Origin of the sequence: Winogradskya humida, from assembly GCF_016862215.1 — a bacterium.
GTDB classification, from domain to species: Bacteria; Actinomycetota; Actinomycetes; order Mycobacteriales; family Micromonosporaceae; genus Actinoplanes; species Actinoplanes humidus.
In genome coordinates this window covers 36,223-58,872 of the sequence record NZ_BOMN01000088.1, presented here as the reverse complement: position 1 = coordinate 58,872, position 22,650 = coordinate 36,223, and the positions used below count along the sequence as shown (strand labels likewise).

General features: G+C 70.5%; 21 protein-coding genes. 7 read left to right on the top strand and 14 right to left on the bottom strand.

The genetic code is table 11. From position 1 onward, the window contains the following. Positions 1–61: 61 nt before the first annotated feature. Positions 62–1,405: a S8/S53 family peptidase gene (locus Ahu01nite_RS31420; protein WP_203840303.1), complete on the bottom strand. Its 1,344-nt coding sequence runs from the start codon at positions 1,403–1,405 to the stop codon at positions 62–64. 162 nt (positions 1,406–1,567) lie between these two features. Between Ahu01nite_RS31420 and Ahu01nite_RS31415 the strand changes: the two genes are divergently transcribed. From Ahu01nite_RS31415 to Ahu01nite_RS31405, 3 genes are read left to right on the top strand one after another with little or no spacing between them, the layout of a single operon-like run. Continuing rightward, positions 1,568–4,120: a CHAT domain-containing protein gene (locus Ahu01nite_RS31415; RefSeq protein WP_203840302.1), complete on the top strand. Its 2,553-nt coding sequence runs from the start codon at positions 1,568–1,570 to the stop codon at positions 4,118–4,120. A 35-nt stretch (positions 4,121–4,155) separates the two neighbouring features. Beyond that, positions 4,156–4,596: a thioredoxin gene (trxA, locus tag Ahu01nite_RS31410; RefSeq protein ID WP_203840301.1), complete on the top strand. Its 441-nt coding sequence runs from the start codon at positions 4,156–4,158 to the stop codon at positions 4,594–4,596. A 47-nt stretch (positions 4,597–4,643) separates the two neighbouring features. Next, entirely contained in the window at positions 4,644–5,207 is a 564-nt protein-coding gene (locus tag Ahu01nite_RS31405) for a redoxin domain-containing protein (protein ID WP_203840300.1), read from the top strand. Positions 5,208–5,225: 18 nt separating this feature from the next. Here Ahu01nite_RS31405 and Ahu01nite_RS31400 read toward each other — a convergent pair whose 3' ends face one another. Next, positions 5,226–6,122 (bottom strand): alpha/beta fold hydrolase, encoded by an 897-nt coding sequence (locus tag Ahu01nite_RS31400; RefSeq protein ID WP_203840299.1) that lies wholly within the window; start codon positions 6,120–6,122, stop codon positions 5,226–5,228. A gap of 57 nt (positions 6,123–6,179) precedes the next feature. On the opposite strand from Ahu01nite_RS31400, the gene Ahu01nite_RS31395 reads away from it, so the two are divergent. Next, entirely contained in the window at positions 6,180–6,755 is a 576-nt protein-coding gene (locus Ahu01nite_RS31395; protein ID WP_203840298.1) for a TetR/AcrR family transcriptional regulator, read from the top strand. A gap of 6 nt (positions 6,756–6,761) precedes the next feature. On the opposite strand, the gene Ahu01nite_RS31390 is transcribed toward Ahu01nite_RS31395, so the two are convergent. Further along, positions 6,762–7,331 (bottom strand): hypothetical protein, encoded by a 570-nt coding sequence (locus tag Ahu01nite_RS31390; RefSeq protein ID WP_203840297.1) that lies wholly within the window; start codon positions 7,329–7,331, stop codon positions 6,762–6,764. Between the two features lie 289 nt (positions 7,332–7,620). Here Ahu01nite_RS31390 and Ahu01nite_RS31385 point away from each other — a divergent pair, with 289 nt between their 5' ends. Then, positions 7,621–8,082, top strand: coding sequence for a GNAT family N-acetyltransferase (locus Ahu01nite_RS31385; protein ID WP_239159287.1), 462 nt, complete (start codon positions 7,621–7,623; stop codon positions 8,080–8,082). Between the two features lie 5 nt (positions 8,083–8,087). Here Ahu01nite_RS31385 and Ahu01nite_RS31380 read toward each other — a convergent pair whose 3' ends face one another. The 3 genes from Ahu01nite_RS31380 to Ahu01nite_RS31370 all read right to left on the bottom strand — a co-directional run bounded on the left by Ahu01nite_RS31380 (position 8,088) and on the right by Ahu01nite_RS31370 (position 11,213). Then, a complete protein-coding gene (locus Ahu01nite_RS31380; protein ID WP_344572236.1) occupies positions 8,088–9,518 on the bottom strand; it encodes an MFS transporter in 1,431 nt (476 codons plus the stop codon). A gap of 64 nt (positions 9,519–9,582) precedes the next feature. After that, a complete protein-coding gene (locus Ahu01nite_RS31375; RefSeq protein ID WP_203840294.1) occupies positions 9,583–10,164 on the bottom strand; it encodes a PadR family transcriptional regulator in 582 nt (193 codons plus the stop codon). Positions 10,165–10,208: 44 nt separating this feature from the next. Continuing rightward, entirely contained in the window at positions 10,209–11,213 is a 1,005-nt protein-coding gene (locus Ahu01nite_RS31370) for a DUF5937 family protein (RefSeq protein ID WP_239159286.1), read from the bottom strand. Positions 11,214–11,314: 101 nt separating this feature from the next. On the opposite strand from Ahu01nite_RS31370, the gene Ahu01nite_RS31365 reads away from it, so the two are divergent. Next, a complete protein-coding gene (locus Ahu01nite_RS31365) occupies positions 11,315–12,448 on the top strand; it encodes an MFS transporter (protein ID WP_203840292.1) in 1,134 nt (377 codons plus the stop codon). Between the two features lie 597 nt (positions 12,449–13,045). Here the strand turns inward: Ahu01nite_RS31365 and Ahu01nite_RS31360 are convergent. From Ahu01nite_RS31360 to Ahu01nite_RS31325, 8 genes are all read right to left on the bottom strand, one after another. Then, positions 13,046–14,200 (bottom strand): RNA polymerase sigma factor, encoded by a 1,155-nt coding sequence (locus Ahu01nite_RS31360; protein ID WP_203840291.1) that lies wholly within the window; start codon positions 14,198–14,200, stop codon positions 13,046–13,048. After that, positions 14,197–14,604: a YciI family protein gene (locus Ahu01nite_RS31355; RefSeq protein ID WP_203840290.1), complete on the bottom strand. Its 408-nt coding sequence runs from the start codon at positions 14,602–14,604 to the stop codon at positions 14,197–14,199. Before Ahu01nite_RS31355 ends, Ahu01nite_RS31360 begins: the two co-directional genes overlap by 4 nt. A gap of 96 nt (positions 14,605–14,700) precedes the next feature. After that, entirely contained in the window at positions 14,701–15,606 is a 906-nt protein-coding gene (locus Ahu01nite_RS31350) for an LLM class flavin-dependent oxidoreductase (RefSeq protein ID WP_203840289.1), read from the bottom strand. A 40-nt stretch (positions 15,607–15,646) separates the two neighbouring features. Continuing rightward, complete coding sequence (locus Ahu01nite_RS31345) at positions 15,647–16,123, bottom strand: MarR family winged helix-turn-helix transcriptional regulator (protein WP_203840288.1); 477 nt, start codon at positions 16,121–16,123, stop codon at positions 15,647–15,649. Further along, on the bottom strand, positions 16,090–18,945 hold the full coding sequence (locus tag Ahu01nite_RS31340) for an NACHT domain-containing protein (RefSeq protein ID WP_203840287.1): 2,856 nt from the start codon (positions 18,943–18,945) through the stop codon (positions 16,090–16,092). The genes Ahu01nite_RS31345 and Ahu01nite_RS31340 overlap by 34 nt, the downstream gene beginning before the upstream one ends. Before the next feature lie 42 nt (positions 18,946–18,987). Further along, entirely contained in the window at positions 18,988–19,695 is a 708-nt protein-coding gene (locus Ahu01nite_RS31335; protein ID WP_203840286.1) for a S1 RNA-binding domain-containing protein, read from the bottom strand. Positions 19,696–19,963: 268 nt separating this feature from the next. Continuing rightward, positions 19,964–20,434 carry a GNAT family N-acetyltransferase gene (locus Ahu01nite_RS31330; protein WP_203840285.1) on the bottom strand — a complete coding sequence of 157 codons (471 nt, stop codon included), beginning with the start codon at positions 20,432–20,434 and terminating at the stop codon, positions 19,964–19,966. Between the two features lie 35 nt (positions 20,435–20,469). Continuing rightward, on the bottom strand, positions 20,470–21,282 hold the full coding sequence (locus Ahu01nite_RS31325) for an SAM-dependent methyltransferase (protein ID WP_203840284.1): 813 nt from the start codon (positions 21,280–21,282) through the stop codon (positions 20,470–20,472). A 142-nt stretch (positions 21,283–21,424) separates the two neighbouring features. On the opposite strand from Ahu01nite_RS31325, the gene Ahu01nite_RS31320 reads away from it, so the two are divergent. Continuing rightward, positions 21,425–22,627, top strand: coding sequence for an FAD-dependent monooxygenase (locus tag Ahu01nite_RS31320; protein ID WP_203840283.1), 1,203 nt, complete (start codon positions 21,425–21,427; stop codon positions 22,625–22,627). Positions 22,628–22,650 lie beyond the last annotated feature (23 nt).

The following is a 22,650-nucleotide window of genomic DNA, read 5'->3' as shown; positions in this document are numbered from 1 at the left end:
GACAGGGCGAGGCCCGGGACCACAAAGGTCCCGGGCCTGTGTTGTCGTGCGGGGAGAGGGGTCAGAGCGGCGTGCCGGGGAGCAGGTGCACCGCGGTGCCCAGCTCGGGGACGCCGGGGCGGCCGGCGACGAGCTGGTCGAAGGCGGCCCGCGGGGTCAGGGCGGCGTCCTCACCGCACAGGGCCGCGACCGCCGCGCTGATCTGCGGGGCCGTGAACGAGGTGCCGCTCCAGGTCGCCCACGGGTCCTGGCCGAACGTGACGTCGTCGCCGATGTGGTCCTCGGGCGGGAGTTTGCCCTCGACGAAGGTGGAGACGATGCCGACGCCGACGGTGGAGCAGTGGACCCAGGAGCCGTGGTTGGAGAAGTTGGCCGGGGTGAGGTCGCTGTTGAGCGCCCCGACGGCCTTGACGCCCGGGAACGCCGCCGGGTAGAGCGGCAGGTCCTTGCCGTCGTTGCCGGCGCTCGCCACGATCAGGACCTGCGGGTGCTCCGCGGCGATGTGGGCGACCGCCTCCTGCATGGCCAGCGGCGGGACGCCGTCGACGGCGGGGGCGCCGAAGGAGGCGTTGATGATGAGGCGCTCGCCGTTCGCGTCCTCCGCCGCTTTGATCATCATGTCGGCCGCGGCCTCGTCGGTGCCGAGGCCGTCGGTGCTGGTGAAGCGGTAGACCACGACCTCGCAGTCGGGGGCGATCTGGCGCACGATGCCGGCCGCGAACGTGCCGTGCCCGGCGAACCAGTCGATGCGGTCGAGCGGGGCGAGGACGTTGACCGGGTCGGTGCCCTCGCGGACGACGCCGGTGTCCCAGCCGTCGCTGCGGGCCTCCGCGGTGATGCCCGTGTCGATCACCGCGACCCGCACCGGGGCCCCCGCGCCCTGGGCGGCGAACGGTGCCGGGGCGACGGTGCTGCCCGGGTACGAATTCCCCTTGATCACGTAGCCGAGCGGGACGATCGAGTTGACGCTCGCCATGATTTTCTTCTCGTCGCGCAGGCGCTTGGCGTCGGCGCGCAGCTCGGTGACGTTCTTGCGGCCCTCGCTGCGCAGGACGCGGGTGCGCCGGCGGGGGCTGCGATCGGCGCGGTCGGCCGGCGTGTATCCGGGGAGCAGTCCGTCGAGCTCGTCGGGCCCGGCGTCGACGATGAGCTCGTTGGCCGCGGCGAGGACCGCGCGGGTGCCGCTGCGTGGCACGAAGTGCAGGAACGGCGTGGCGTGGTCGGCCGGGGCGGCGAGCTGGCGCCGCTGGATCCGCTCGACGAAGACCTCCTGGGCGACCCGGGCGTCGTCGTCGGCGTTGGGCGTCGACAGCGAGGTCACCTGCTTGCGGACGGCTTCCTTGTCGTGCGCGAGCTGTTCGGCGGTTCGCCGGTCCGGCAGTGGCCAGCGGGACGCAACGGTCATGGATTCTTCTCCCTTGTCGTCGGTAGTCTGACGGCGGCTTTATCCCTCACGTCATCCGGGGCGGTGGACCATGGGGGCCGGCGGAACGGAAGACGGTCGGTAGTGGATCTGAGTTCTGTAATGGATCTGAGTGAGCAGGCTGACGCCGCTTACAACAGAGTCGTGCTCGATCCGGTCAGATACGCCGGAGAGGCAGAAGAACTCGTGGCGTCCGCCACTGCGGCCGGCGACAGCGAGGCTCTGGTGGTGAGCCTGCGTGCCCTGGCCTGGGTGCGGCACGTCGATCTCGACAACGAGGGTGCCCGGAAACTTCTGAGCCGAGGGGTACGCCTCGCGGCGCACTGCGGCCTCGACCGGCGCCTCGGCGACCTGCTGATGACCCGCTCGATGGCGCTGCAGGAGCTGGGCCGCTACGAGGCGGCCGCCCGTGACCTGCACCGCGCCGAACCGCTCGTGGATCACGCGGCGCTGCCCGACCTGCGGTTCCAGCTCGCCGTCCTCGATCACAACCGCGGGCGCATCCAGGCCGCCGCCGACGCGTACGAGCAGCTGCTGCAGGATCCGGCGTGCCCGCCGTTCGTCTGGGTGAAGGCCGCCAACAACCTGGCCAACATCCAGACGCTGCTGGGCCGCCCGCAGGAGGCGCTCGGCTACCTGGAACGCGCCGCCGAGCTGGCCGCGGGCCTGGGCACCCGGCTGCCGGCCGTGATCGCGAACGGGCGGGCCTGGTCGAGCTACCACGCCGGCCGGCTCGCCGAGAGTGTGCGCCTGTTCGAGGAGGCCGGCCGGTTGCATGCGGCGGCGGGGCTGCCGCTGGGCGAGCACCACGTCGAGTACGCCGACGTGCTGCGCGATCTGCGGCTGCTCGACGAGGCGATGGCGGCGGCCCGCTCCGCGAGTGTCGAGTTCGAACGCCACGGCGCCCGGCTGATGGCCGCCGAGGCCCGGCTGCGCTGCGCCCGGCTCGCGCTGGAGCTGGGTGACCCGGCGACCGCCCTGGCCGACGCGCAGGCCGCGGCCCGCGACTTCCGCCGTCAGCGCCGCCCCGCCTGGGCCGCCCGGGCGCGAGTAGCGGAGGCGGAGGCGCAGGCCGCCCTGGAGGGCGACTCGACGCCGGTGCTGCACCGGCTGCGGCGTGCTGCGGCCACCCTGCAACGGCTCGGCCTGCGCGAGGAGGCCGCCTATGCACACCTGGCCGCCGGTCGCGCCGCCATCGCCCTCAAGCGCCCGGACTTCGCGCGGCGCGAGCTCTCCGCGGTCGGCGAGCTCGCGGACGGCCAGTCTCTGCTGGTACGCCTGCGCGGGCACCTCGCCCGGGCACTGCTCGCGGATGCCGAGGATTCCGGCGACGTGCTGCGGGACTGCGTACGGGGCCTGCGTGAACTGGCCCGGCACCGCGCCGCCCTGCCGTCGCTGGAACTGCGGGTCCTCGCCTCCGGGCACGGCGCCGAGCTGGGCGAGCTGGGCCTGCGCACCCTGCTGCCGAACGGCTCGGCCGGCCGGATCTTCGAGTGGCTCGAACGCACCCGCGCCGCCGCCCTGCTGCGCGTGCACCCCCCGGCGACCGGCGTCGACGAGGACGTCGTCGCGCTGCGCAGCGTCGAGCAGGAGCTCCGCGACGCCCGGCTGGCCCGCGGCGAGGAACCGGCCGCGTTGCTGGCCCGGCAGAGCGCCCTGGAGGCCCGCATCCGGCGTCGTTCCTGGACGGGGGACGAGGGCGTCGGCGGCGAGGCCGCTTCCCCGACGAGCCTGGCCGGGTTGCGGCGCGCACTGGACGGTCAATGGCTCATCGAGTACGCCGTGATCGGCGACCGGGCGCTGGCCGTGGTGGTCGAGCCCCGCCGGACCCGCGTGGTCGAGCTCGGCCCGGTGACCCCGATGAACCAGGAGGTCGCCGCGGCGGAGTTCGGGTTGCGGCGGCTGCTCAGCGGCACCCGGTTCGGGGCCGCTGCCCGTGCGGCGACCCAGGAGGCGATCGACGCGCTGGCCCGGCTGCTGGTCGCCCCGGCCGGCGTACCCGCCGATGTTCCGCTCGTCGTGGTGCCGTCGACGCACCTGCTCGGCGTACCGTGGTCGGCTCTGCACCCTGCCCCCGTGTCGGTGTCGCCTTCCGCAGGTCTCTGGGCACACGCTCGCCGGATCGTACCGGCCGGGGGAGCGCGCGGGGTGGCCGTCATCGGCGGCCCCGACCTGGACGGCGCGGGAGCCGAGGTCAAGGCGGTCGCCGCCGAGCATGACCGGGCCCGCACGCTGCTCCCGCCGCAGAGCACGGCCGCCGCGACGGTCGCCCTGGTCAAGGACGTGGAGCTGGCCCACTTCGCCTGCCACGGCCGGTTCCGGTCCGACAGCCCGCTGTTCTCCGCGCTGCAGCTCGCCGACGGGCCGCTCACGCTCTACGAGATGCTCGCGCACGGGATGGCCCCGCGCAGGCTGGTGCTGGCCTCGTGCCATTCCGGGGCGCAGCAGCCGTACGGCGGCAACGAGGTCCTCGGCTTCGCCAGCGCCATGATGTCGCACGGCAGCACCGGCATCGCCGCCGCCGACGTACCGATCCCCGACGGCGCCAGCACGGGTGCCATGACCGTCCTCCACCAGCGCCTCGCCCGCGGCGACACCATGCCGCAGGCCGTCCGGCAGGCCCGCGCCGCGCTGGCCGAGGGCGGTGCGGAGGAGTACGTCGCCTGGTACGGGCTCACGGCGTACGGTCCGGGTTAGGAATTTTCTGTGGTGTTGTGTTGTCTGTTTGTGACGTGACCTCTGACATCGTCGCGTGCGCCTCGTGCGGGCAGCGCAACCGCGTGCGGGCTACCGCCGCGGGTAAACCCGTCTGCGGCAAGTGCCGTGCTGCACTGCCGTGGATCGTCGACGCGGGCGACGACACGTTCGCCGAGGTGGCTGAGCAGTCCTCGACACCCGTCCTGGTCGACTTCTGGGCACCGTGGTGCGGGCCGTGCCGCGCGGTCGGCCCGGCACTCGAGCAGGTGGCCCGGGACCTCGCCGGCCAGGTCAAGCTCGTGAAGGTCAACGTGGACCACGCACCCCGGCTGTCGCAGCGCTTCGCCGTGCAGGCCGTCCCGACCCTGATGCTGATCAGGGACGGCCACGTCGCCGCCCGCCAGGCCGGCGCAGCACCGGCCGCCGTGCTGCGCCGCTGGGTCGAGCAGGGTCTCGCCGCCCCCGCGGTCCACTAGCCGTTAACCTACTATTCTAATAGGAAATGACCGGGTACTCTGAATCCATGACCGTCACCTCGGCCCACCCCAAACCGGCTACCGACGCAGCGTTCCGCCAGCAGCTGGAACGCGACGCCGTCTGGGAACGCATGATCTCCCCGGGCACCCGGGTGCCGGACCTGCCGCTCCTCGAGGCTGACCTGGGCCCGATCTTCCTGCACCGCCTGCTCGACACCGGCCCCGTCGTCCTGATCTTCTTCGGTCACGCCGGCTCCCCGGGCAGCGCCGACGCGCTCGCTGCGTACGAGAAGGATCTGCGGGGCCTGGACGCCCACCTGGTCGCCGTCAGCCCGCAGCGCCCGGAACGCCTCGCCGAGCTCAAGCACCGCCTCGACCTGTCGGGCCTGCTGGTCGCCGCGGACCCGCGCCACACCCTGATCGACGCGTTCAACCTCGGCTACAGCAGCCCCGAATCGGCTCCGGCCCTCGCGACCGGCCGCTCGACCCTGCCCTACCCGGCCGTCGTGGTGGTCGACCGCACGGCCACGGTCCGCTTCACCGACGTCAGCGCCGACCCGTCCGCCCGCACCGGCGCCGCCGCGATCATCGAGGCGGTCACCGCCCTCTGAGGATGACCGGGTGGCGGGTCAGCCGTCGAGGAAGTCCTCCAGGATCCGGGTGAACTGCGCGGGCTGCTCCTCGGCCACGTAATGGCCGCAATCGTCGAGGACCACCTCGGTGACATCGTCGGCCGCGAGCCGCATCGTCGCGGCGGCCGACGCGCCGGTGTAGAGCGCGCCGCCGACGGCGAGCACCGGCAGCGTCAGCCGGGTCTTCATGCGCTGCTCGTTCTGTGCGGTCGTCTCGTCCAGCGCCCGGTAGTAGGCGAAGCTCGCCCGCAGCCCGCGGGGATCCGCGACGATCGCATCGACGTAGACATCGACGGCGTACGGGGGGATCGTCTCCGGGGTGGCGGCCTTCTGGGTGAACTGGTAGCCGAAGAACAGCCGCTCCCGCCCCCGGACGAGTTCCTCGCCGAGGTGGTCGGCGAGCCGGTTGAAGCCGAAGTGCCAGAACCGCTGGCTGACCGAGGCCGGGCTGAAGAACGGCGGGGTCGGCGTGACACCGGGGATGATGGCGTCGACGACGGCGAGCCGGCCCACCCGCTCCGGATGATCGGCGGCGAGGGCGTAGCCGGTCCACATGCCGATGTCATGGCCGACCACGTCGAACCGGTCGTGCCCGAGCGCGGCCATCAGCGCGACCAGATCGGCGGCCAGCGTGCCGGCGTCGTACCCGTCGTCGGGCTTGTCGGAGAGCCCGGATCCCCGCGAGTCGACGGCGACGACGGTGTGCTCACGGGCGAGCGCGGGCATCACCTCGCGCCAGGCGTACCAGGTCTGCGGCCACCCACCGATCAGCAGCAGCGGCGGGCCTTCCCCGCCGGTGACCGCGTGCAGCCGCAGCCCGTTCACCTCCACGATCCGACTGGTGAACACATCGGTGAACCCCTCGGGCAACCGCAACGAACTCAGATAGGTCATGGCGGCGACCATACCCATGTTTGAACGATCAGTACAAGATGTGTAGGCTGATGAACCATGGCGGGCCGCAAGCAATTCGACGTGGACGAGGCGCTACGACGCGCGATGCACGTCTTCTGGCGCTGGGGCTACTCGGAAGCCTCGATCGACCGCCTCACCGAGGGCACGGGCCTGGGCCGCGGCTCGCTCTACGGCACGTTCGGCGACAAGAGCACCCTCTTCCGTAAAAGCCTCGAAAGGTACGCCCAGACCTACCACCCGCTGTACTACCAGGCACTCACCGCCCCCCACCCGGACCCGAGCGCCGTCATATTCGCCTACCTCCAGGTCACCCTGAACCGCATCGCCGACCCCACGGTCCCGGACGGCTGCCTGCTCACGGTCTCGGCAACGCAGTTCCCGGCCCTCGACGCGGAAGGTCAGGCCATGGTCCGAGCCATGATCGACGGCTTGCGGGCGATGCTGGAGCAGGCGTTGCTGGCGGCGGGTGCCGATGAGCAGCAGGCGGCAGAGCTCGCGCTGTGCACCCTGGCAACAAACAAGTCCCTGGCGGTGCTGAGCCGCACCGGCTTCTCCGCAGAAGACCTGGCAACCGTCGCCGCTGCCGCCGCCCGCATCCCCGGGAGCCCCTGAGCAGCCTCAGTCGTCGGTGTCGTTCCAGCAGCTCTGAAGATGAGGGTTGTTGCGCCAGATGCAGACCTTGAAGGTGACCTGCTTCTCGCCGATCTCGCTCGCCACGGCCGGGGTGTAGACGTAATCGGGGTTGTCGGCACTGAGATCGCTGCGGCAGTCGTGCCATGGTCCATCATTGATACGCCAGAGAAGCTGCACTCCTCCATTCGCCCGATCCGAGGCGACCCGACCCCAGTAAAAGGTCTCTCCGTCGACTGGCCCCGATCGTGGTGAGCCATAGATCCGGTCCTTGTCCTTGACGCCCACGTCGAGCACCTTGAGGGGCGCCGTGGTGGAGGTCTCGAGCGCTGCCGCGTCAGTGCGAACGTCTTGGCTCGCGGTTCCCTCACGGCATTTCTCTCCGCGGTAAGGGACTGATTCAGAATTTTTGACGGAGAGGGTGACCAGTGTGGTGACGGCGGCGAGGCCGAGAGCGACGAGCCCGGTAATAGCGCTTATTCCGCCCCACGACTTACTCTCCAGGAACGCTCTCAGGCGAGAAAAAATACTTTTTCTGAGAGCGTGGGAAGAAGTCACGAGATCTCCTCCTGGGCCGTGACAGCAAGATCCTGAGCCTAGCAAGATTTCGTGAAAGAATATTTGTCGGATGTCAGCATGACCATTGATCTGCGAAGGCTAAAAATCGGCTATAGGAGCGCTTTGTGGATAAACCTCATCGTCGGCCGGACAATGTGGAGTGACCATTTTCTTTCGAGCGGATGCGGGTCACCAGGCGCCTGCCGCGTGGTGGGGCGTCCGGGGAGCGGGTGGTCTCGTGGGGTCGGCCGTTGGGAGGGGTGGCCGGGGGTTGCTTCATGATGTTGGGGTGAGCAACCTGACTATCCGGCCTTTGACCATCCGGGCCCGGCGGTCCGAGGACCTCGAGCTGTGTGTGCAAGTGTTGCGTGAGGTTCGCCTCGTGAGCGGTTATCCGATGAAGTGGCCGTCGGATCCCGTGGGGTGGCTGGACCATCCGCGGCTGGATCAGGCTTGGGTCGCCTACAGCTCACCCGGGGTGATCGACGGGCATGTCGCCGTGCAGAACGGCCGGGAGGTTACCCGGCTGTTCGTGGCGCCGGCGGCTCGGCGGATGAAGGTTGCCAGCGCGTTGCTGGATCACGTGAGTGTGTGGGCCGGTGGCCGGCTGATCCTCGACGTCGTTGACCGGCCGGACTCGTCCGCGGTCGCGTTCTACGAGGCGACGGGGTGGCGGTACACGCACATGTCGACTGCCGGCTGGAGCGGTCCGCGTGGGGAAACGGTGCGGCTGCGCCACTACGTCCGATAGTTGTCTCACGCGCGGGCGTGGCGGGGGAGCAGGAAGGTCAGTGCGGCCAGGGCGACGGTGATGCCGAGTCCTAGCTGGAGGCTGCGTTCGAAGCCGGCGAGGTAGCCCGGCGTGGCGAAGAAGACCGTGCCGATGGCGGCGACGCCGGTTGCTGAGCCCAGTTGCTGCAGCGTGTTGAGGACGCCGGAGCCTGAGCCCACTTCGTTCTCGGTGAGGGCGGCCAGGACGAAGTCGAACAGCGGGGCGATCACGAGCCCGATGCCGAAGCCCCACACGAGGAGCGGCAGGGCGAGGTCCCAGCTGGTGACGGTCATCTGCGTACGGGCGAGGACGATCAGCGTCAGGATCAGGCCCGCGGCTTGCAGGGCGTTGCCGAGCTGGAGGGTGTTGCGGCCGATCCTGGGGGCGAGGACCGCTGCTCCGATGATGGCACCCACCGATGAGCCCAGGGCGAACGGCGTGGCGGTGAGGCCGGCGTGGATCGCGGAGAAGCCCCGGCCGAGCTGGAGGAACAGGGTCAGCGCCAGGCCTACGCCGAAGGTGCCACCGAAGAAGGCCAGGGTGATCAGTACGCCGCCCGAGAACCCGCGGTGGGAGAAGACCGACGGCTGGACCAGGGGGTCGCGGCCGGTGCGCAGGCGCAGGCGGGTCCAGAGGATGAGGGCGCCGAGGGTGAGCAGGCCTCCCGCGATCATGGCGTAGGTCCAGTCGGGCCAGCCCGCTTCCCGGCCCTGGATCAGGGGGTACGTGATGAGCAGGGCCGCCGCGCCGACCAGCAGGGTCCCGGTGATGTCGAGGCGTGGGGCGGACTCGGCCCGTGACTGCGGGAAGATACGGGTGGCGCCGACCGCGGCGAGGATGCCGATCGGCAGGTTGATCAGGAAGATCAGCCGCCAGCCGGTGCCGAGGAGGTCGGCGTCGACGAGGACGCCGCCGAGGACCGGGCCGAGGACGGCGGCGAGGCCGACCACGGGGCCGAAGATCGAGAAGGCCCTGCCCTGGTCGCCGGGGCTGAACGCCTCCTGGAGCAGGCCGAGGCCCTGAGGGATCAGGAGTGCGGCGGCGACGCCCTGCAGCAGCCGGCCGGTGATCAGGGTCGGGGTGTCGGGGGCGAGTGCGCACAGCGTGGAGCAGGCGACGAACGCCCAGGCTCCGACGGCGAACAGGGTGCGGCGGCCGAAACGGTCGCCGAGGCGGGCCCCGGCGATGAGGAACGCGGCGAGGGTGAGGGCGTAGCCGCCGGTGATCCATTGCAGGGCCGCGGTGCCGGCGTGCAGGTCGCGGGCGATGCTCGGCGCGGCCACGTTGACGATGGTGCTGTCGAGCAGGTCCATGATCTCCGCGCAGAGGATCAGGGCGAGGATCAGCCACGCTCGGGGGTGGGTCTGACGTGCGGTGTCGACGGACACGGTGCCTCCTGGTGAAATTTTGTTCAAAGCCGAATATTCACCCTTGAATAAAAATCGTCAACAGGGAATGACGTCGATCACGGGAGCGGGCCTACTCGCCGGTGAAGGTGTAACTGCCGGCGCGGATGCGCTCCAGCAGGGCGCGGGTGAACGTGAGTTCGCCCTCGAGACGACCCGCGGCGAGCTTGACGAACTCGACCGAGTGCGGCGGCTTGGTGACGCTGTCGAGGACGGTCTGCTTCTCGTCGAACTCGAACTGCCGCAGCTGGCTCTCCAGCCGGGAGACCCGCTCCTCGATGGCGGCGGTCACCTCGTCGCGGGTGAGGCAGACCAGGAAACAGAGCGCTGCCATGAAGGGCGCCGTACGGTACGGGCTGACCTCCCACAAAGCGCTGCGCAGCAGGCTCGTGAACGCCGACTCGCCCTCGTCGGTGAGGCGGAACCTGGTGCTGTCCTTGTGGCCCCGCCCGCTTTTCGCGACTGTGTCGGTGACCTCGGTGACGAACCCGTCCTTGACCAGCGCGCGCAGCGCCCCGTAGATCGAGCCGGGGTTCACGCTGGCCCACTCCTGCACGCCCCAGCTGGTCAGCTCGCGCATGATGGCGTACCCCGTCGCCGGTTGTTCCTGACGGGTGGCGCCCAGCACGAGGAGCCGGGTCGGGTCGACGCTCATACCGGACATCGTGTCATGGCCGCCGCGCCGCGAACGGCTGCCGGTCAGCGGAGCAGGACGGCGATCAGGTCCGTGCCCAGGGCCGCCGTCGCGGTGAGGTCGAGGCGGTGGCTGGTGTAGCGGCCGGTGCGGGTGCTGTGCAGCAGGCCCGCTCCGCGCAGGGTGGCGAGGTGGCGGGACACCTCGGGGGCGGTGAGGCGCAGGGCCTCGGCGAGTTCGGTGGTCGTCCGGGGTGCGCGGGCAAGGCTACGGCAGAGCTGGAGGCGTACGGGATGCGCGAACGCGTCGAGCCGCCGCTGGACCACGCCCGGGGCGGCTACGGGCGTCGCGGTGATCGGGTACTGGACCACGGGCTGCCAGCTGGGGGCGTACACGGCGAGCAGGTGAGGATGACCGAAGACGGTCGGGACGAACGTCAGGCCGTGCGCCGCGGTGGTGCTGTCGTTCTGGAGTTTGTCCAGCGTGATGCGGGTGCCGTGCAGGGCCAGGGCCGGGGACATCGCGGCGAGGGCGGCGGGCAGGCCGTGCCGGGCGTGCAGGTCGGACTTGTGGCGGGCGTCGGCGGCCAGCGTGGTGCGGATGCCCTGCCAGGCCGCGTCGAAGAACTCGGTGGCGCAGTCCTCCAGGATGCGGCGGACGTGGGCGCGGGCGCCGGCCGGGTCGCTGAGCAGGCGCGCGGCGAACGCTGCCTGGCGCGGGCCCCGGGCCGCCATGAGCTCGACGAGCCGGTCGGGTGCGGGAGCCCGGAACGACAGGCGGGACGAGCCGCACGTCGTGACCAGCGCGGACGCGACGTACACCCCATCGGGTAGTTGATCTATGCGGTCGAGCTCCGCCTCGAGGGTGGGCTGGGGGTCGGCCGGGAGCAGGAAGTCGGCCCGCGACGAGCGCCACAGGAACTCGGCGTCCAGCAGGCGGTCGGCGAACGACGCGCTGACCCGGGTCTGCGGGGCGCGGACGTGCAGCATCGCGGTCAGCTCAGCCAGCGGGGAAGGCGCGATCGTGAGCCGTTGCGGTGCCAGCCCGGTGATGTCGATCGTCAACGCCATGTGCCGCATTGTCGCGCGCCCGGCTGTGCGCGGGCGAGCCGGTTGACGAAGATCCGCAACTGACGCGGCGTACCCGTGATCAGGGGTTCAGGGTTGCCGCCATGTCACTGCGCCGTTACTCGGCCGCGCTGCTCGTCGACGCCCTGGGCGCCGGTCTGCTGCGGCCGTTCCTGCTGCTCTACGGTCTCACCGTCGTCCATCTCAGCGTCGCCGGGACCGGGCTGGCACTCTCCGCGGGCCTGCTGCTCGGCCTGATCGCCGTCCCGCTGACCGGGCGCTGGATCGACTCCGGTGCCCGCGGACGGCCGGTCGCCGCCACGATGCTGATCCGCGCGGCCGGGATCGGGCTGCTGCTCCAGGCGTCCGGCCCGGTCGCGTTCGGCTTGGCCGCGCTGCTGCTCGGGGCGGGCAGCCAGGTCTTCCCGGCGGCGCACGCGGCGCTGGTCAGCTCGCTCGTGGACGGTCCAGCCGACCGGGCGCTCGCCGGTGCCCGCGCGGTGCGTAACGCCGGTTTGGGGGTGGGTGCGCTGATCGCGGCGGTCGCGGTCACCGGTGGCCCGGACACGTTGCGGCTGCTCGCCGCGATCAACGCTGCCGGCTATCTGGTCGCCGCCGGTCTGGTGCTCTCGCTGCCGCAGCGCGGAGATCCCCGCCCCGTTCGGCCCGAGCTGGTCGAAGGGCCGGCCCTGGGACCACTGTTGATCGCCAATCTTGCGTACGCGTTGTGCTTCGGTGTTCTCGAAGTCGCCCTCCCCGCCCTGCTCGTGACGCGGATGCACGCCGCGCCGGCGTGGTCCGCGGCGGTGTTCGCGGGCAACACGGTGCTGGTGGTCGCGATCCAGACGCTCGCGGTGGTACGGCTCGCGGGGCAGCCGCGGCGGCGGGTGCTGGCGGCTTCCGGAGTGGTGCTCGCGTGCTCCTACCTGGGATTCTGGGCCGCGGGGGAGCTCGGCACGCTCGGGCCGGCGATGGTGGCGGCGGTCGCGGTGCCGTACACGATCGGCGAGATCCTGTATGCGGGCAGCGGCACAGCTCTGGTCGCCGCCGCCGCGCCTGCGCATCTGCTGGGGCGGGCGTTGTCGCGCTGGCAGTTGTCGACCGGGCTCGCGTCCGCGGCGGCCCCGGCGGTGCTCACCGCGCTGCTCGCCGCCGGGCCGGCTGCGTTGTGGGGCGCGCTCACCGCGGGCACCCTCGGCGCGGCGGTCGCGGTCCGCCGCTGGGCCCCGGCAGTTTGAGCCGATGGTCTGAAGCTCGCCGGCCCCCATCGGTGTCGTCGCATTCCGTCACCTCAGCCAGAACCTATGTTTAGGGTGCTGTGGCATGAGTGCCGTGCGTTTGACAGCCAGAGCCTCCGGAAGTTGCGGAGTGCGGTCCTTTGGCGCAATTTTCGGCGACTTTGCGCCTTCTCGAAGGGACGATGATCATTTCGCGCGGCGGACAACACGGGGTGTCACCATGCTGCGTAGTGCGCTGAAACCCGGTAGGCCGAGTCACTTTCCAATGGCGGCGCTCTCGAAGCACAGTGGAATTCAGCATGACCAACCGCGGCGTGTGGTCACACCCTGTGGTTGCGTTCGCGGGAACCAGCTGAAGATCGTCCGCTACGGGCGCAGAAGTGCACTTTCATTGCGTCGGAACGATGAATGGCGCAATAAATGTGAGCGCCGATTGTCAAGGGCACGGCAATCATGCCTTGGCATACAACACGTGGCTTCTGGCTGAGGTGACTGACTGTGACAATTGTGGCTGCCCGGTCCAGGCCGGTCACCGGCATCTGGGCATCCGCCGGTCGGCCGAATCTAGAGCGACCGGCGGCTGCTGGTCGGGTTGAGTCAAGCCTCGTCCGGGCGGAGGTGGGTGTTGAGGCGGGCGGCCTGGCGGGTGAGGTGGTCGCGTTCGGCGAGGTTGGGGGCTTTGCGGGCGGCGTCGGCGTAGAGGCGGGCGGCAGTTGGCAGGTCGCCGTCGCGTTCGTGCAGCCAGGCGGCCACGGCGGTGTGCCGGGGCAGGGAGTCGTCCAGCCCGGCGAGCGCCGCCAGCCCGGCGCGCGGGCCGTCCGCCTCGCCGACGGCGACCGCGCGGTTGAGTCGCACGATCGGGTTGCCGGTCAGCCGGGCGAGTTCGTCGTACCACTCGAGGATCTGGACCCAGTCGGTCTCGGCGGCGGTGGGGGCGTCGGCGTGCAGGGCCGCGATGGCGGCCTGGGCCTGGAATTCGCCGAGCCGGTCCCGGGCGAGGGCCGCCTGCAGGATCTCGACGCCCTCGGCGATCGACGTGGTGTCCCACCGGCTGCGGTCCTGCTCGGCGAGCGGCACCAGGCTGCCGTCGGGGGCGGTCCGGGCGGCGCGCCGGGCATGGTGCAGCAGCATCAGGGCGAGCAGGCCCGCGACCTCGGGGTGGTCGATCGCCGCCGCGAGCTGGCGGGTGAGCCGGACCGCCTCGGCGGCCAGGTCGACGTCGCCGGAGTAGCCCTCGTTGAACACCAGGTAGAGCACCCGCAGGACGGTGGCGACGTCGCCGGGCTGGTCGAACCGTACGCCGCTCACCGTGCGCTTGGCCCGGCTGATGCGCTGCGCCATGGTGGCCTCGGGCACGAGGTACGCCTCGGCGATCTGCCGCGTGGTGAGCCCGCCGACGGCGCGCAGGGTGAGCGCGACCGCGGACGACGGGGTCAGCGACGGGTGGGCGCACAGGAAGTAGAGCTGGAGGGTGTCGTCGACCCCGGAGGCGGGCCCGGGCAGCGGCTCCTCCTCGGCGACGTCCTCGCGGCGGCGGCGGGCGGCGTCCGCCCGGGCCATGTCGAGGAACCGGCGCCAGGCCACGGTGACCAGCCAGCCCTTCGGCTCCCGCGGTGGATCATCGGGCCAGACACGGACCGCCTCGATCAGCGCCTCCTGCACGGCGTCCTCGGCCGCCGCGAAGTCAGCTCCGCGGCGGACGAGGACGGCGAGAACCTCCGGGGTCAGCGTCCGGAGCAGGACGTCGTTCACTCCGTGATGGTGGGAGGCCCGGTCAGGAACGGGCGCACCTCGAGCCACTCGTGGATCGGCCGGCCACCGGCCCCGGGTGCGGCGGACAGCTCCCCGGCGAGCTCGATGGCGCGGTTCTCGCTGTCGACGTCGATGATCATCCAGCCGGCGATCAGGTCCTTCGTCTCGGCGAACGGCCCGTCGGTGACCGGCGGCCGGTCCTCACCGTCGTAGCGCACCCACATGCCCGTCGGCGCGAGAGCCTGCCCGTCGACCCACTCGCCGGTCTTCTCGAGCTGAGCCGAGAAGTCCCGCATGTACTGCATGTGCGCCGAGACCTCCTCCGGCGTCCACTTGTCCATGGACACGTCGTTGACCGGGGCCGGCGCGCCGCGGTAGTGCTTGAGCAGCAGATACTTGGCCATCGTGGTTCTCCTCGGTGCGACTGCGACCCATTGTGGCCGCGTTCGCACCGGGGACGGAGCCCGACACGGGTTCTCGACATCCCGGCCCGAAAAACTTCAAAGACTTTTTGACACTGCTTCGCGTACGGCCGGAGCCACCTCGCCCGCCCACCGCCCCAGGGTGACCGGGTCAGCAGTGCCCCCAGCGAGCGTGAACAGCGTGAAACCCGCCGCGCCGTGCTCCAGCACCGCCCCGGTCAGCTCCTCGACCCACTGCCGCACCGAGCCCCCGATCCACTTCCCGGTGTCCCGATCGCGGGTGGTGGCCTGCGGCAGGTCGGTGATCTGCCCCTGCAGGTTGTAGATCGTGCGGATGTCGCGCGGGTCGCGTCCCACGGCGGTCGCGGCGGCGTCGATGACCGGGCGCGAGCTGCGGTACCGCTCGCTGAGCCAGTCCGCGCCGTGTCCCGGGATCCAGCCGTCGGCTACCCGCCCGGTGACCGCGAGCGATTTCGCGCCGACCGAGCCCGTCCACACCGGGGGAGCGGCCACCGGCGCCGGCTCGATCTCGTCGACGCGGTAGTGCACGCCGTGGTGGGTTACCGGCTGGCCGGTCGCGCTCAGTTCGCGTACCAACAGGATTGCCTCTTCGAAGGCCTCCACCGCTGCGCCGGGAGAGAGCCGCGGCACCCCCATCGCGGTGATCCGGTCCCAGATCCCGCCCGCACCGACACCGAGAATGACCCGCCCGCCCGACAGCGCGGACAGCGACGTGATCGTCCGGGCCAGCATCGCCGGCGGCCGCAACGGCACATTGGTGACATTGGCGAGACCAGCGATCCGCCGGGTCCGCCCCAGAACAAACCCGATCATCGCGTACGCGTCCAGCCGCGCACCCAGATAAGGGTGATCGGAGATCGAGAAGTGGTCGAGCCCGTCGGCGTCCGCCCGTTCGACACTGCGCAGAATCTCGGGGATCTCGGCGAGGTCATGCTGCGTCCCGAACCCGAATACAACGTTCATGGTGGCCCTCCGTGGCGTATAGTTCGCACCACGAACTGTATTAGTTCGTACTGCGAACCGTAAAGTCCCCCGGCTCAAGGAAAACCATCGGCACCTCGTTCTCGCGCACCACCCGCCCGAGCAACGCACCCAGCGCCTCCCGCTCACCGGCACCCAGCCCGTTGGCGAGCTCGTCGATCCGCCGGCAGGTCTCGGGATAGAACACGTCAACGAGCTCCCGCCCGGCGACGGTCAGGCCGACATGGACGCCCCGGGTGTCCTTCGGATTCGGCAGCCGCTCGACCAGGCCGTTCCGCTCGGTGCGGTCGACAAGCCCGGTAAGACTCGACTTGGCCAGCCCGAGCATCGCACTCAGCTCACCCATCCCGTACGGCTGCACCATCAGCACGCAGAGCAACTGCCCCTGCTGCGAGGTGATCCCATGCTCCCGCGCCGACTTCTCATACACCGCATTGACCAGAAACGTCGCCCGAACCAGCCCGGTCACCACCCCGACCGGCCCACCCTGCTCACCCATTCCCGCAGCGTACTGCGCCTCGCTCCGCCCGCATCCGTCCCTTGGAACAGGCGGTCGTCCATGACCGGACCTTCCGGTCCCGGGGTGAGCGCCAGAGCGGGAGTCAGCGCGTAGATGAGTTCGCGCGAGTCGATGGTGGTCTGGACGAACGCGCACCGCCGCAGCAGCCGACCGGTCCGGCTCGTGGCCGGCGCGGCAATGTCGTCGAACGTCAGCAGCCCGGGGTCCGGCACCTCCGCCGGCGGCCAGGGCAGCGACTCCTTCACGCTGACGGCGGCGTTGTCCTCCAGCCGGATCCGCAGGCGGGGTGGCCTTTCGTCGAGGTGCCAGCTGACCCGGAACTGTTGCCACAACCGCCGGCGGTCCTCGGGGTCCAGCATGCTGTGCCAGAGCAGTGCCTGGTCACGCCATGCGGTGACATCCGGCTGACCGACGAGTTCCTCGATGTCGACCGGACGGTCGGAGAGCAGCACTGCCAGGCACACCAGGTTGGCGGAGAACGCGGCATGCCGGGCTGCGGAGGGCTTGCGCCGGGCTTCGTACCCGGCGAGGGACCACGTCGGGTGTGGGTATCCCGCTTCCGGGAGCAACTCGATGACGAGTTCGCGGCACAGTTCGCGATCCGCGGCGGTGAGCCGGGCGATGACTCCGGCGCAGAAATCCCAGAGCGGTGCCCGGCGGGCGATGGTGACGAACGATGTCGCCGCGTAGAGGAATCCCGCGTCGAGCGTGCCGGCCTGCGACCGGCGCCGGCGCTGATGCAGCCGCTCCTGCGCGGTGTCCACGAGCTCGCCGACGATCAGCCGGGCCGCCAGGAAGTCGCCGAAGGTGGCGTGCAGGAATTCGAAGCTGCGCCGCGGTCCGCCGGTGTCGCGGGTCGCGCACGCCTCGTGGATGAAGAAGAACCGGCCGACCAGCACCTGGCTGGGCGAGAGCGCGTCCGGGTCCGGAGCGGTCGAGGCGGGACCGAGCAGGTGCGGCAGGTCGCGGTCGAGCTCGGTGTCGAGAATGACGTCGCCGCCACGGTTGAGGATCGACAGGGCGACCACGCCCAGCCGGCGCCACTCGGCGTCGATCTCGTCATCGCGTCGATCGCCGGGATGCCCTTTGTCGACCTCGCGGCGCACGAAGTCCGAGAAGAGCCGCTCGTAGAGGTCCACCCGCCCCAGACCGGTGCCGGAATTCTGTAGCGCGTTGGTGCTCGCGTCGTACAGCGCGAGAAGGAGCAGCAACAGCGGCTCACGAGCGAGCTCGGGATGGGCGAGCGCGACATCGTCCGGCAGCGGGTACAGACCACGCTCTGCCAGAGCGTCGGCGTTGGCCGTGTTCCAGATGGCAAGCCATTGGCCTACCTGGTCGTCATCGAACGGTGCAAGCCGGACCACCGTCGTCTCGGCGGGAAAGCGCGCCCGGTCGGCCACGACGGTGCGGCTGGTCACCAGGATCGCCACCGGGCGGCCGAGGTCCCGCTCGCGGTCCTGGAAGGCGCGGAGCTGTTCCAGGTAGTCAGCCCGGTTGAGCCCGCTGGCCTGCAGCAGCTCGTCGAACCCGTCCATGATGATCACAGGCAGGGCCGATCCGGACCGCCGGGCCAGCTCGGGCCAGACGACCCGTTCGCCGAGGGCCTGATAGAGGGCTTCTTCGATCTGGTTCTGCACCTGGGTATCGGCCGGGACGGTGCGAAGCTCCACCCGGACGACGAGGAAGTCACTCTCCGGAAGGCGCGCGGCGAGCACCCGGGTCAGCGCCGACTTTCCGGAGCCGGGCTGGCCGAGCACGACCAGCAGGCTCGAGGTGGCCGGCACGCTGGTGAGACAGGCCAGCAGGAAGTCCTGGACATCGGGGACCGGCCGGCTTGCGGCCCACCAATCCTCGGTGGAGGGGCGGGAGTTGCGCCCGGCCACGCCCATCTGCCCGGACGGGTTGAGGTATCCCTGGCCGAGGCTGGGCAACATGACGTGATCCGGTGCGTACTGAGCGGCCAGCACCGGCCGCTCCATCGCTTGACGATGCAGCACGCCGAGCCCCTGCCGGACAGCGTCCACCGGGAGGGGAACCGCGGTTAGCACACTTCGCAGCCGCGCGATCTCGGCGCCGAGATCCGCGGAGACGACCCGGACGACATGGCGGGTGGCCTGCGATTCGATCGTGTTCACCCAGATGCCGAACTCGGGCGCGGCAGCGATCAAGGACCGGTACAGCAGTTGATAGCGGGATACGGCAGCCGTCGTCAGTGCCTCACTGAAGACCACTGATTCCAGCCGGCTGTGCTTGTCCGCGAAGGCGGCGAGCTCGGCGAGGAAGGTCAGGATCCGGCGGCTCAGACCGCCGTAGAAGGATGACAGCCCGGCCAGAAGATCCTCGAACGGATGAAGGGGAGTGGGCATCGGCGGCGGCTGGTCGATCAGCGCGCCGACCATCGCGGCGTAACTCTCCGTCAGCCCGGTCCCGGTGGAGAGGGCAACCTGCTCCTGAGCGGTCAGCTCCGCGTCGGTCAGGTCCAGACCGGGCGCGGCGGCGAACGCCTCGTCGAGGGCCTCGAAGAACGCGGTGATGACCACCACGGCGTGGGCGGCGACAAGCAGTTCGGTGCGGTCGAAGCGCCTGATCCCGCTCGCCCGGTCGCGCAGTCCCCGAACCGTGTCATGGCCCCACTTGACGAGTTCGCCACGGAGAGCGAAGAAGTCGACGGTCCCCGCACTCGCCACCGTCACGACACCGGCCGTTACCCCGGTGAGCCGGCTCAGCGCGGCGACCGCCTCGTTCTCGTCCTTACCCAGTAACCGCAGGGCATCGGCATAGGTCAGGGACCGGGTGCGCACCCGGCGAACCGTAGCCCGGCCCACTACTTGCGGTAAAGATCGTCATGCCTCCGGGTGACTGTCGAGGGGCAGGTCAACCGTGATCCTGTGCCGTTGCAGGTCGACCTCGGCGATCGTTACCGTGAGCTCGGTGCCGATCGGGTAGGGCTCGGTTCCCCGCAGCATGGCCTCGATTCCCGGGCCTATGCGGATGAAGGAGCCGAACGGGACGACCTTGGTGACCGGGCCGGTGAGGGTTTCGCCGACGCGGGTGGCGTACGGGATGAAGGGGTCTGGTTGCAGGGCCTTGAGGGACACGGAGACCTGGGCGCGGCGGGTGTCGATGTCGAGGATCTCGCCGGTGACGCGCTGGCCCGGCTCGACGACCTCGGTGGTGCTGCTGATGTGGGACCAGGTGAGTTCGGGGACCTGGATGAAGCCGGTCTCGCTTTCTGTGGGCTCGCCGTCCAGAGCGACGAAGACGCCGAAGGTGCGGACGCTGGTCACCGTGCCGCTGATGATCTGGCCGCGGCGCAGGCTCAGGAGGAAGGCGCGTGTGGCGGGGTTCGCGCAGGCCCGGGCCGAGAGCATGATCGGGTCGAGGCTGATTATTTCGGCTTCGAAGGTCTGGCCGATGGTGGCTGTTCCGGCCGCGTCGAACATTTCGCTGTGCGGGATGCGGCCTGCGGGGCCGGGGCCGTCGAGTTGTACCAGGACGTTGCGGGGTTCGAAGCCGGTCACCGTCACCGTTGCAGTTTCGCCGATGCGCACGGCTGTCAATCTAGTGTCCTGAGTCTTTGATCCGGTTGCAGTAGGTGGCGAGGGCGGCAGGATCTGGCCACGGGGCACGATGTTGCGCCGAAACCGGCTAGGCCGCAACCTTCTGCGGCCTCAGGTGTCAAGTGTGGGCCAACCACGTCTGGCCCTGAAACACATGGGCGTGGACGGCAGTGACTCGGTCGCGACCTGTGGGTGGCAGAACGCCACCGGCATCGGCCAGGGAAAGGGTGATCCACCCGGACCGAACTCACTCAGGACGCTAGAGGACGACGGGGCTGCGGCGTTCGAGGAGGATGACGTCCTGCCAGGTGGGGCCTTGGCGGGCGACCTTTTCGCGTACGCCGATCGTGCGGAAGCCGCAGCGTTCGTGGAGGGCGAGGCTGGCGGTGTTGTCGGGGAAGATGCCGGATTGGATGGTCCAGATGCCGGCGGCCTCCGTTGACGTGATCAGGCGTTCGAGCAGGGAACGGCCGACGCCGCGGCCGCTCGCTGCCGGGTCTACGTAGACGGAGTGTTCGACGACGCCGGCGTAGGCGGGGCGGGTGGAGACCGGGGAGCAGGCGATCCAGCCGAGGACGGTGTCGTCCTCGACGGCTACGTAGCTGTGGCCTGGGAGCTTGCCCTGGTGGAACTGTTCCCAGGGCGGGACCGTGGTCTCGAAGGTTGCCGTGCCGGTGGCTATGCCGGCTGCGTAGATGGCGAGGACCGCCGGGGCGTGGGTGTCGGTCATCGGGATCACGGTCACAGGGGGTCTCCGGGGGAAGGTCAGGGTTTGCGGGCTACGCCGGCCCAGACGTTGACCTCATTGTCGGCGAAGGCAGGGTCGCCGGGGGCGGGGTGCCATTTGCTGGCGGGGACGACGCCGGGGTCGATCAGGTCGAGGCCGTCGAAGAGGTCGGTGACCTCGGCGTGGCCGCGGGTCCAGACGTCGCTGCGGCCCTGTTCCATCATCTGCTGGTAGAGGGCCTGCTGTTCGGGGGTGCCGAAGTCGGAGGTGGCGTGGGTCGCGACCAGGTAGCTGCCGGAGGGCAGGGCGTCGAGCAGGCGCTGGACGATGGGTTTGGCCGTGCCGTGGCCCTGGATGAAGTGCAGGACCGCGATCAGCATCAGGCCGACCGGCTGGCCGAGGTCGAGGGTCTCGCGCAGCGTCGGGTCGGCGAGGATCGTGTCGGGGTCCTTGAGATCGGCCTCGATGTAGGCGGTGCGGCCCTCGGGGCTGGTGGTGAGCAGCGCGCGGGCGTGGACCATGACCAGCGGGTCGTTGTCGACGTAGACGATGCGGCTCTCCGGGGCGACCGACTGGGCGACCTCGTGGGTGTTGTCGGCGGTCGGGAGGCCGGTGCCGATGTCGAGGAACTGGCGGATGCCGGCCTCGGCGGCCAGGTAGCGGGTGGCGCGGCGCAGCATCGCCCGGTTGGCGATCGCTCCCTTGCGGACGTTCGGGAAGGCGGCTTCGAGTTCGTCACCGGAGGCCCGGTCGGCGGCGAAGTTGTCCTTCCCGCCGAGCCAGTAGTTGTAGCGTCGGGCCGGGTGCGCCACCGTCGAGTCGATGGCGGTTCGTGACTGCTCGGCGTCCATGACTGCTCCTTCGATCCCTCGATCGTCGGCGACATCATTGCAGCCCGTCACCCTCGCCCGCATCACCGGTCCGCCCCAAGAACGAAGCGGTCGGCCCCAAGAACGAAGCGGTCCGTCCCAAAACAGAACAAGAAGGAATCTCATGCGTGCAGGCAGCATTCTCATCTCCGGTGCGAGCATCGCGGGGCCGTCGCTGGCCTACTGGCTCAACGCCGCGGGCTGGCGCACGACCGTTGTCGAGCGGGCCGGGCGGTTGCGGGCCGAGGGGCAGAACATCGACGTCCGGGGCGCTGCCCGCGAGGTGCTGCGGCGGATGGGCATCGAGGATGAGGTGCTGGCCGCGAACACCGGCGAGCGGGGCACCCGCTTCGTCGACGAGAAGGGGCGGGTCAGGGCGGCTTTCCCGGCGAGCGGTAACGAGACGGGTGGCGCCACCGCGGAGGTCGAGATCCTGCGGGGCGAGCTGTCCCGGATCGTTGCCGGGTTGACCGAGGGGCAGACCGAGTACGTCTTCGGGGACTCGATCACCGCGCTCCGCGAGGACGGCGACGGCGTGCTCGTCACCTTCGCCGAGGGGCCGGAGCGCCGCTTCGATGTCGTGGCGCTGGCCGAGGGCATGCGATCGCGTACCCGCGGAATGATCTTCGGGGATGAGCCGCAGATCCGCTTCCTCGGCATGTACACCTCATATTTCACGATTCCCCGTGAGGCCGGCGACGTGGACTGGTGGCAGTGGTTCGGGGCGGTGGGCGGGCGCAACGTGGGGCTGCGGCCGGACAACACCGGGACGATCCGGGCCACGCTGTCGTTCCTCTCCGGCCCGCGAGGCTACGAGGACCTGGGCGTCGACGAGCAGAAGCAGGTCCTGCGCCGGGTCTTCCGGGACGCCGGGTGGCAGGCGCCGCGGGTCCTGGCGGCGATGGAGGACGTGCCGATCTACTTCGAGAGCATCGGCCAGGTACGCGCCCCGAGCTGGCACCGCGGCCGCGTGGCGCTGCTGGGCGACGCGGCCTACTGCGCCTCCCCGATCAGCGGCATGGGCACCAGCCTGGCCCTGGTCGGCGCGTACATCCTCGGCGGCGAGCTGACCCGCGCCGATTCGCCCGAGGAGGCGTTCGCCTCGTACGAGCGGATCATGCGGCCCTACGTCGACCAGGCGCAGAAGCTGCCCCCGGGCGCCCCGCGGCTGGCCAACCCGAAGAGCCGCCTGGGCCTGAAGGTGTTCCACGCCGCCGCCGCGCTCGCGTCGACCCGCGTGGCCGGTTCGGTGGCGGCCAAGCTGTTCACCCCGCCCGCCGACCGGATCGCGCTGCCCGATTATGGCAGCCATTTCCCGCGATCGTGAAATTGTCGCTCCTGGAACATGAA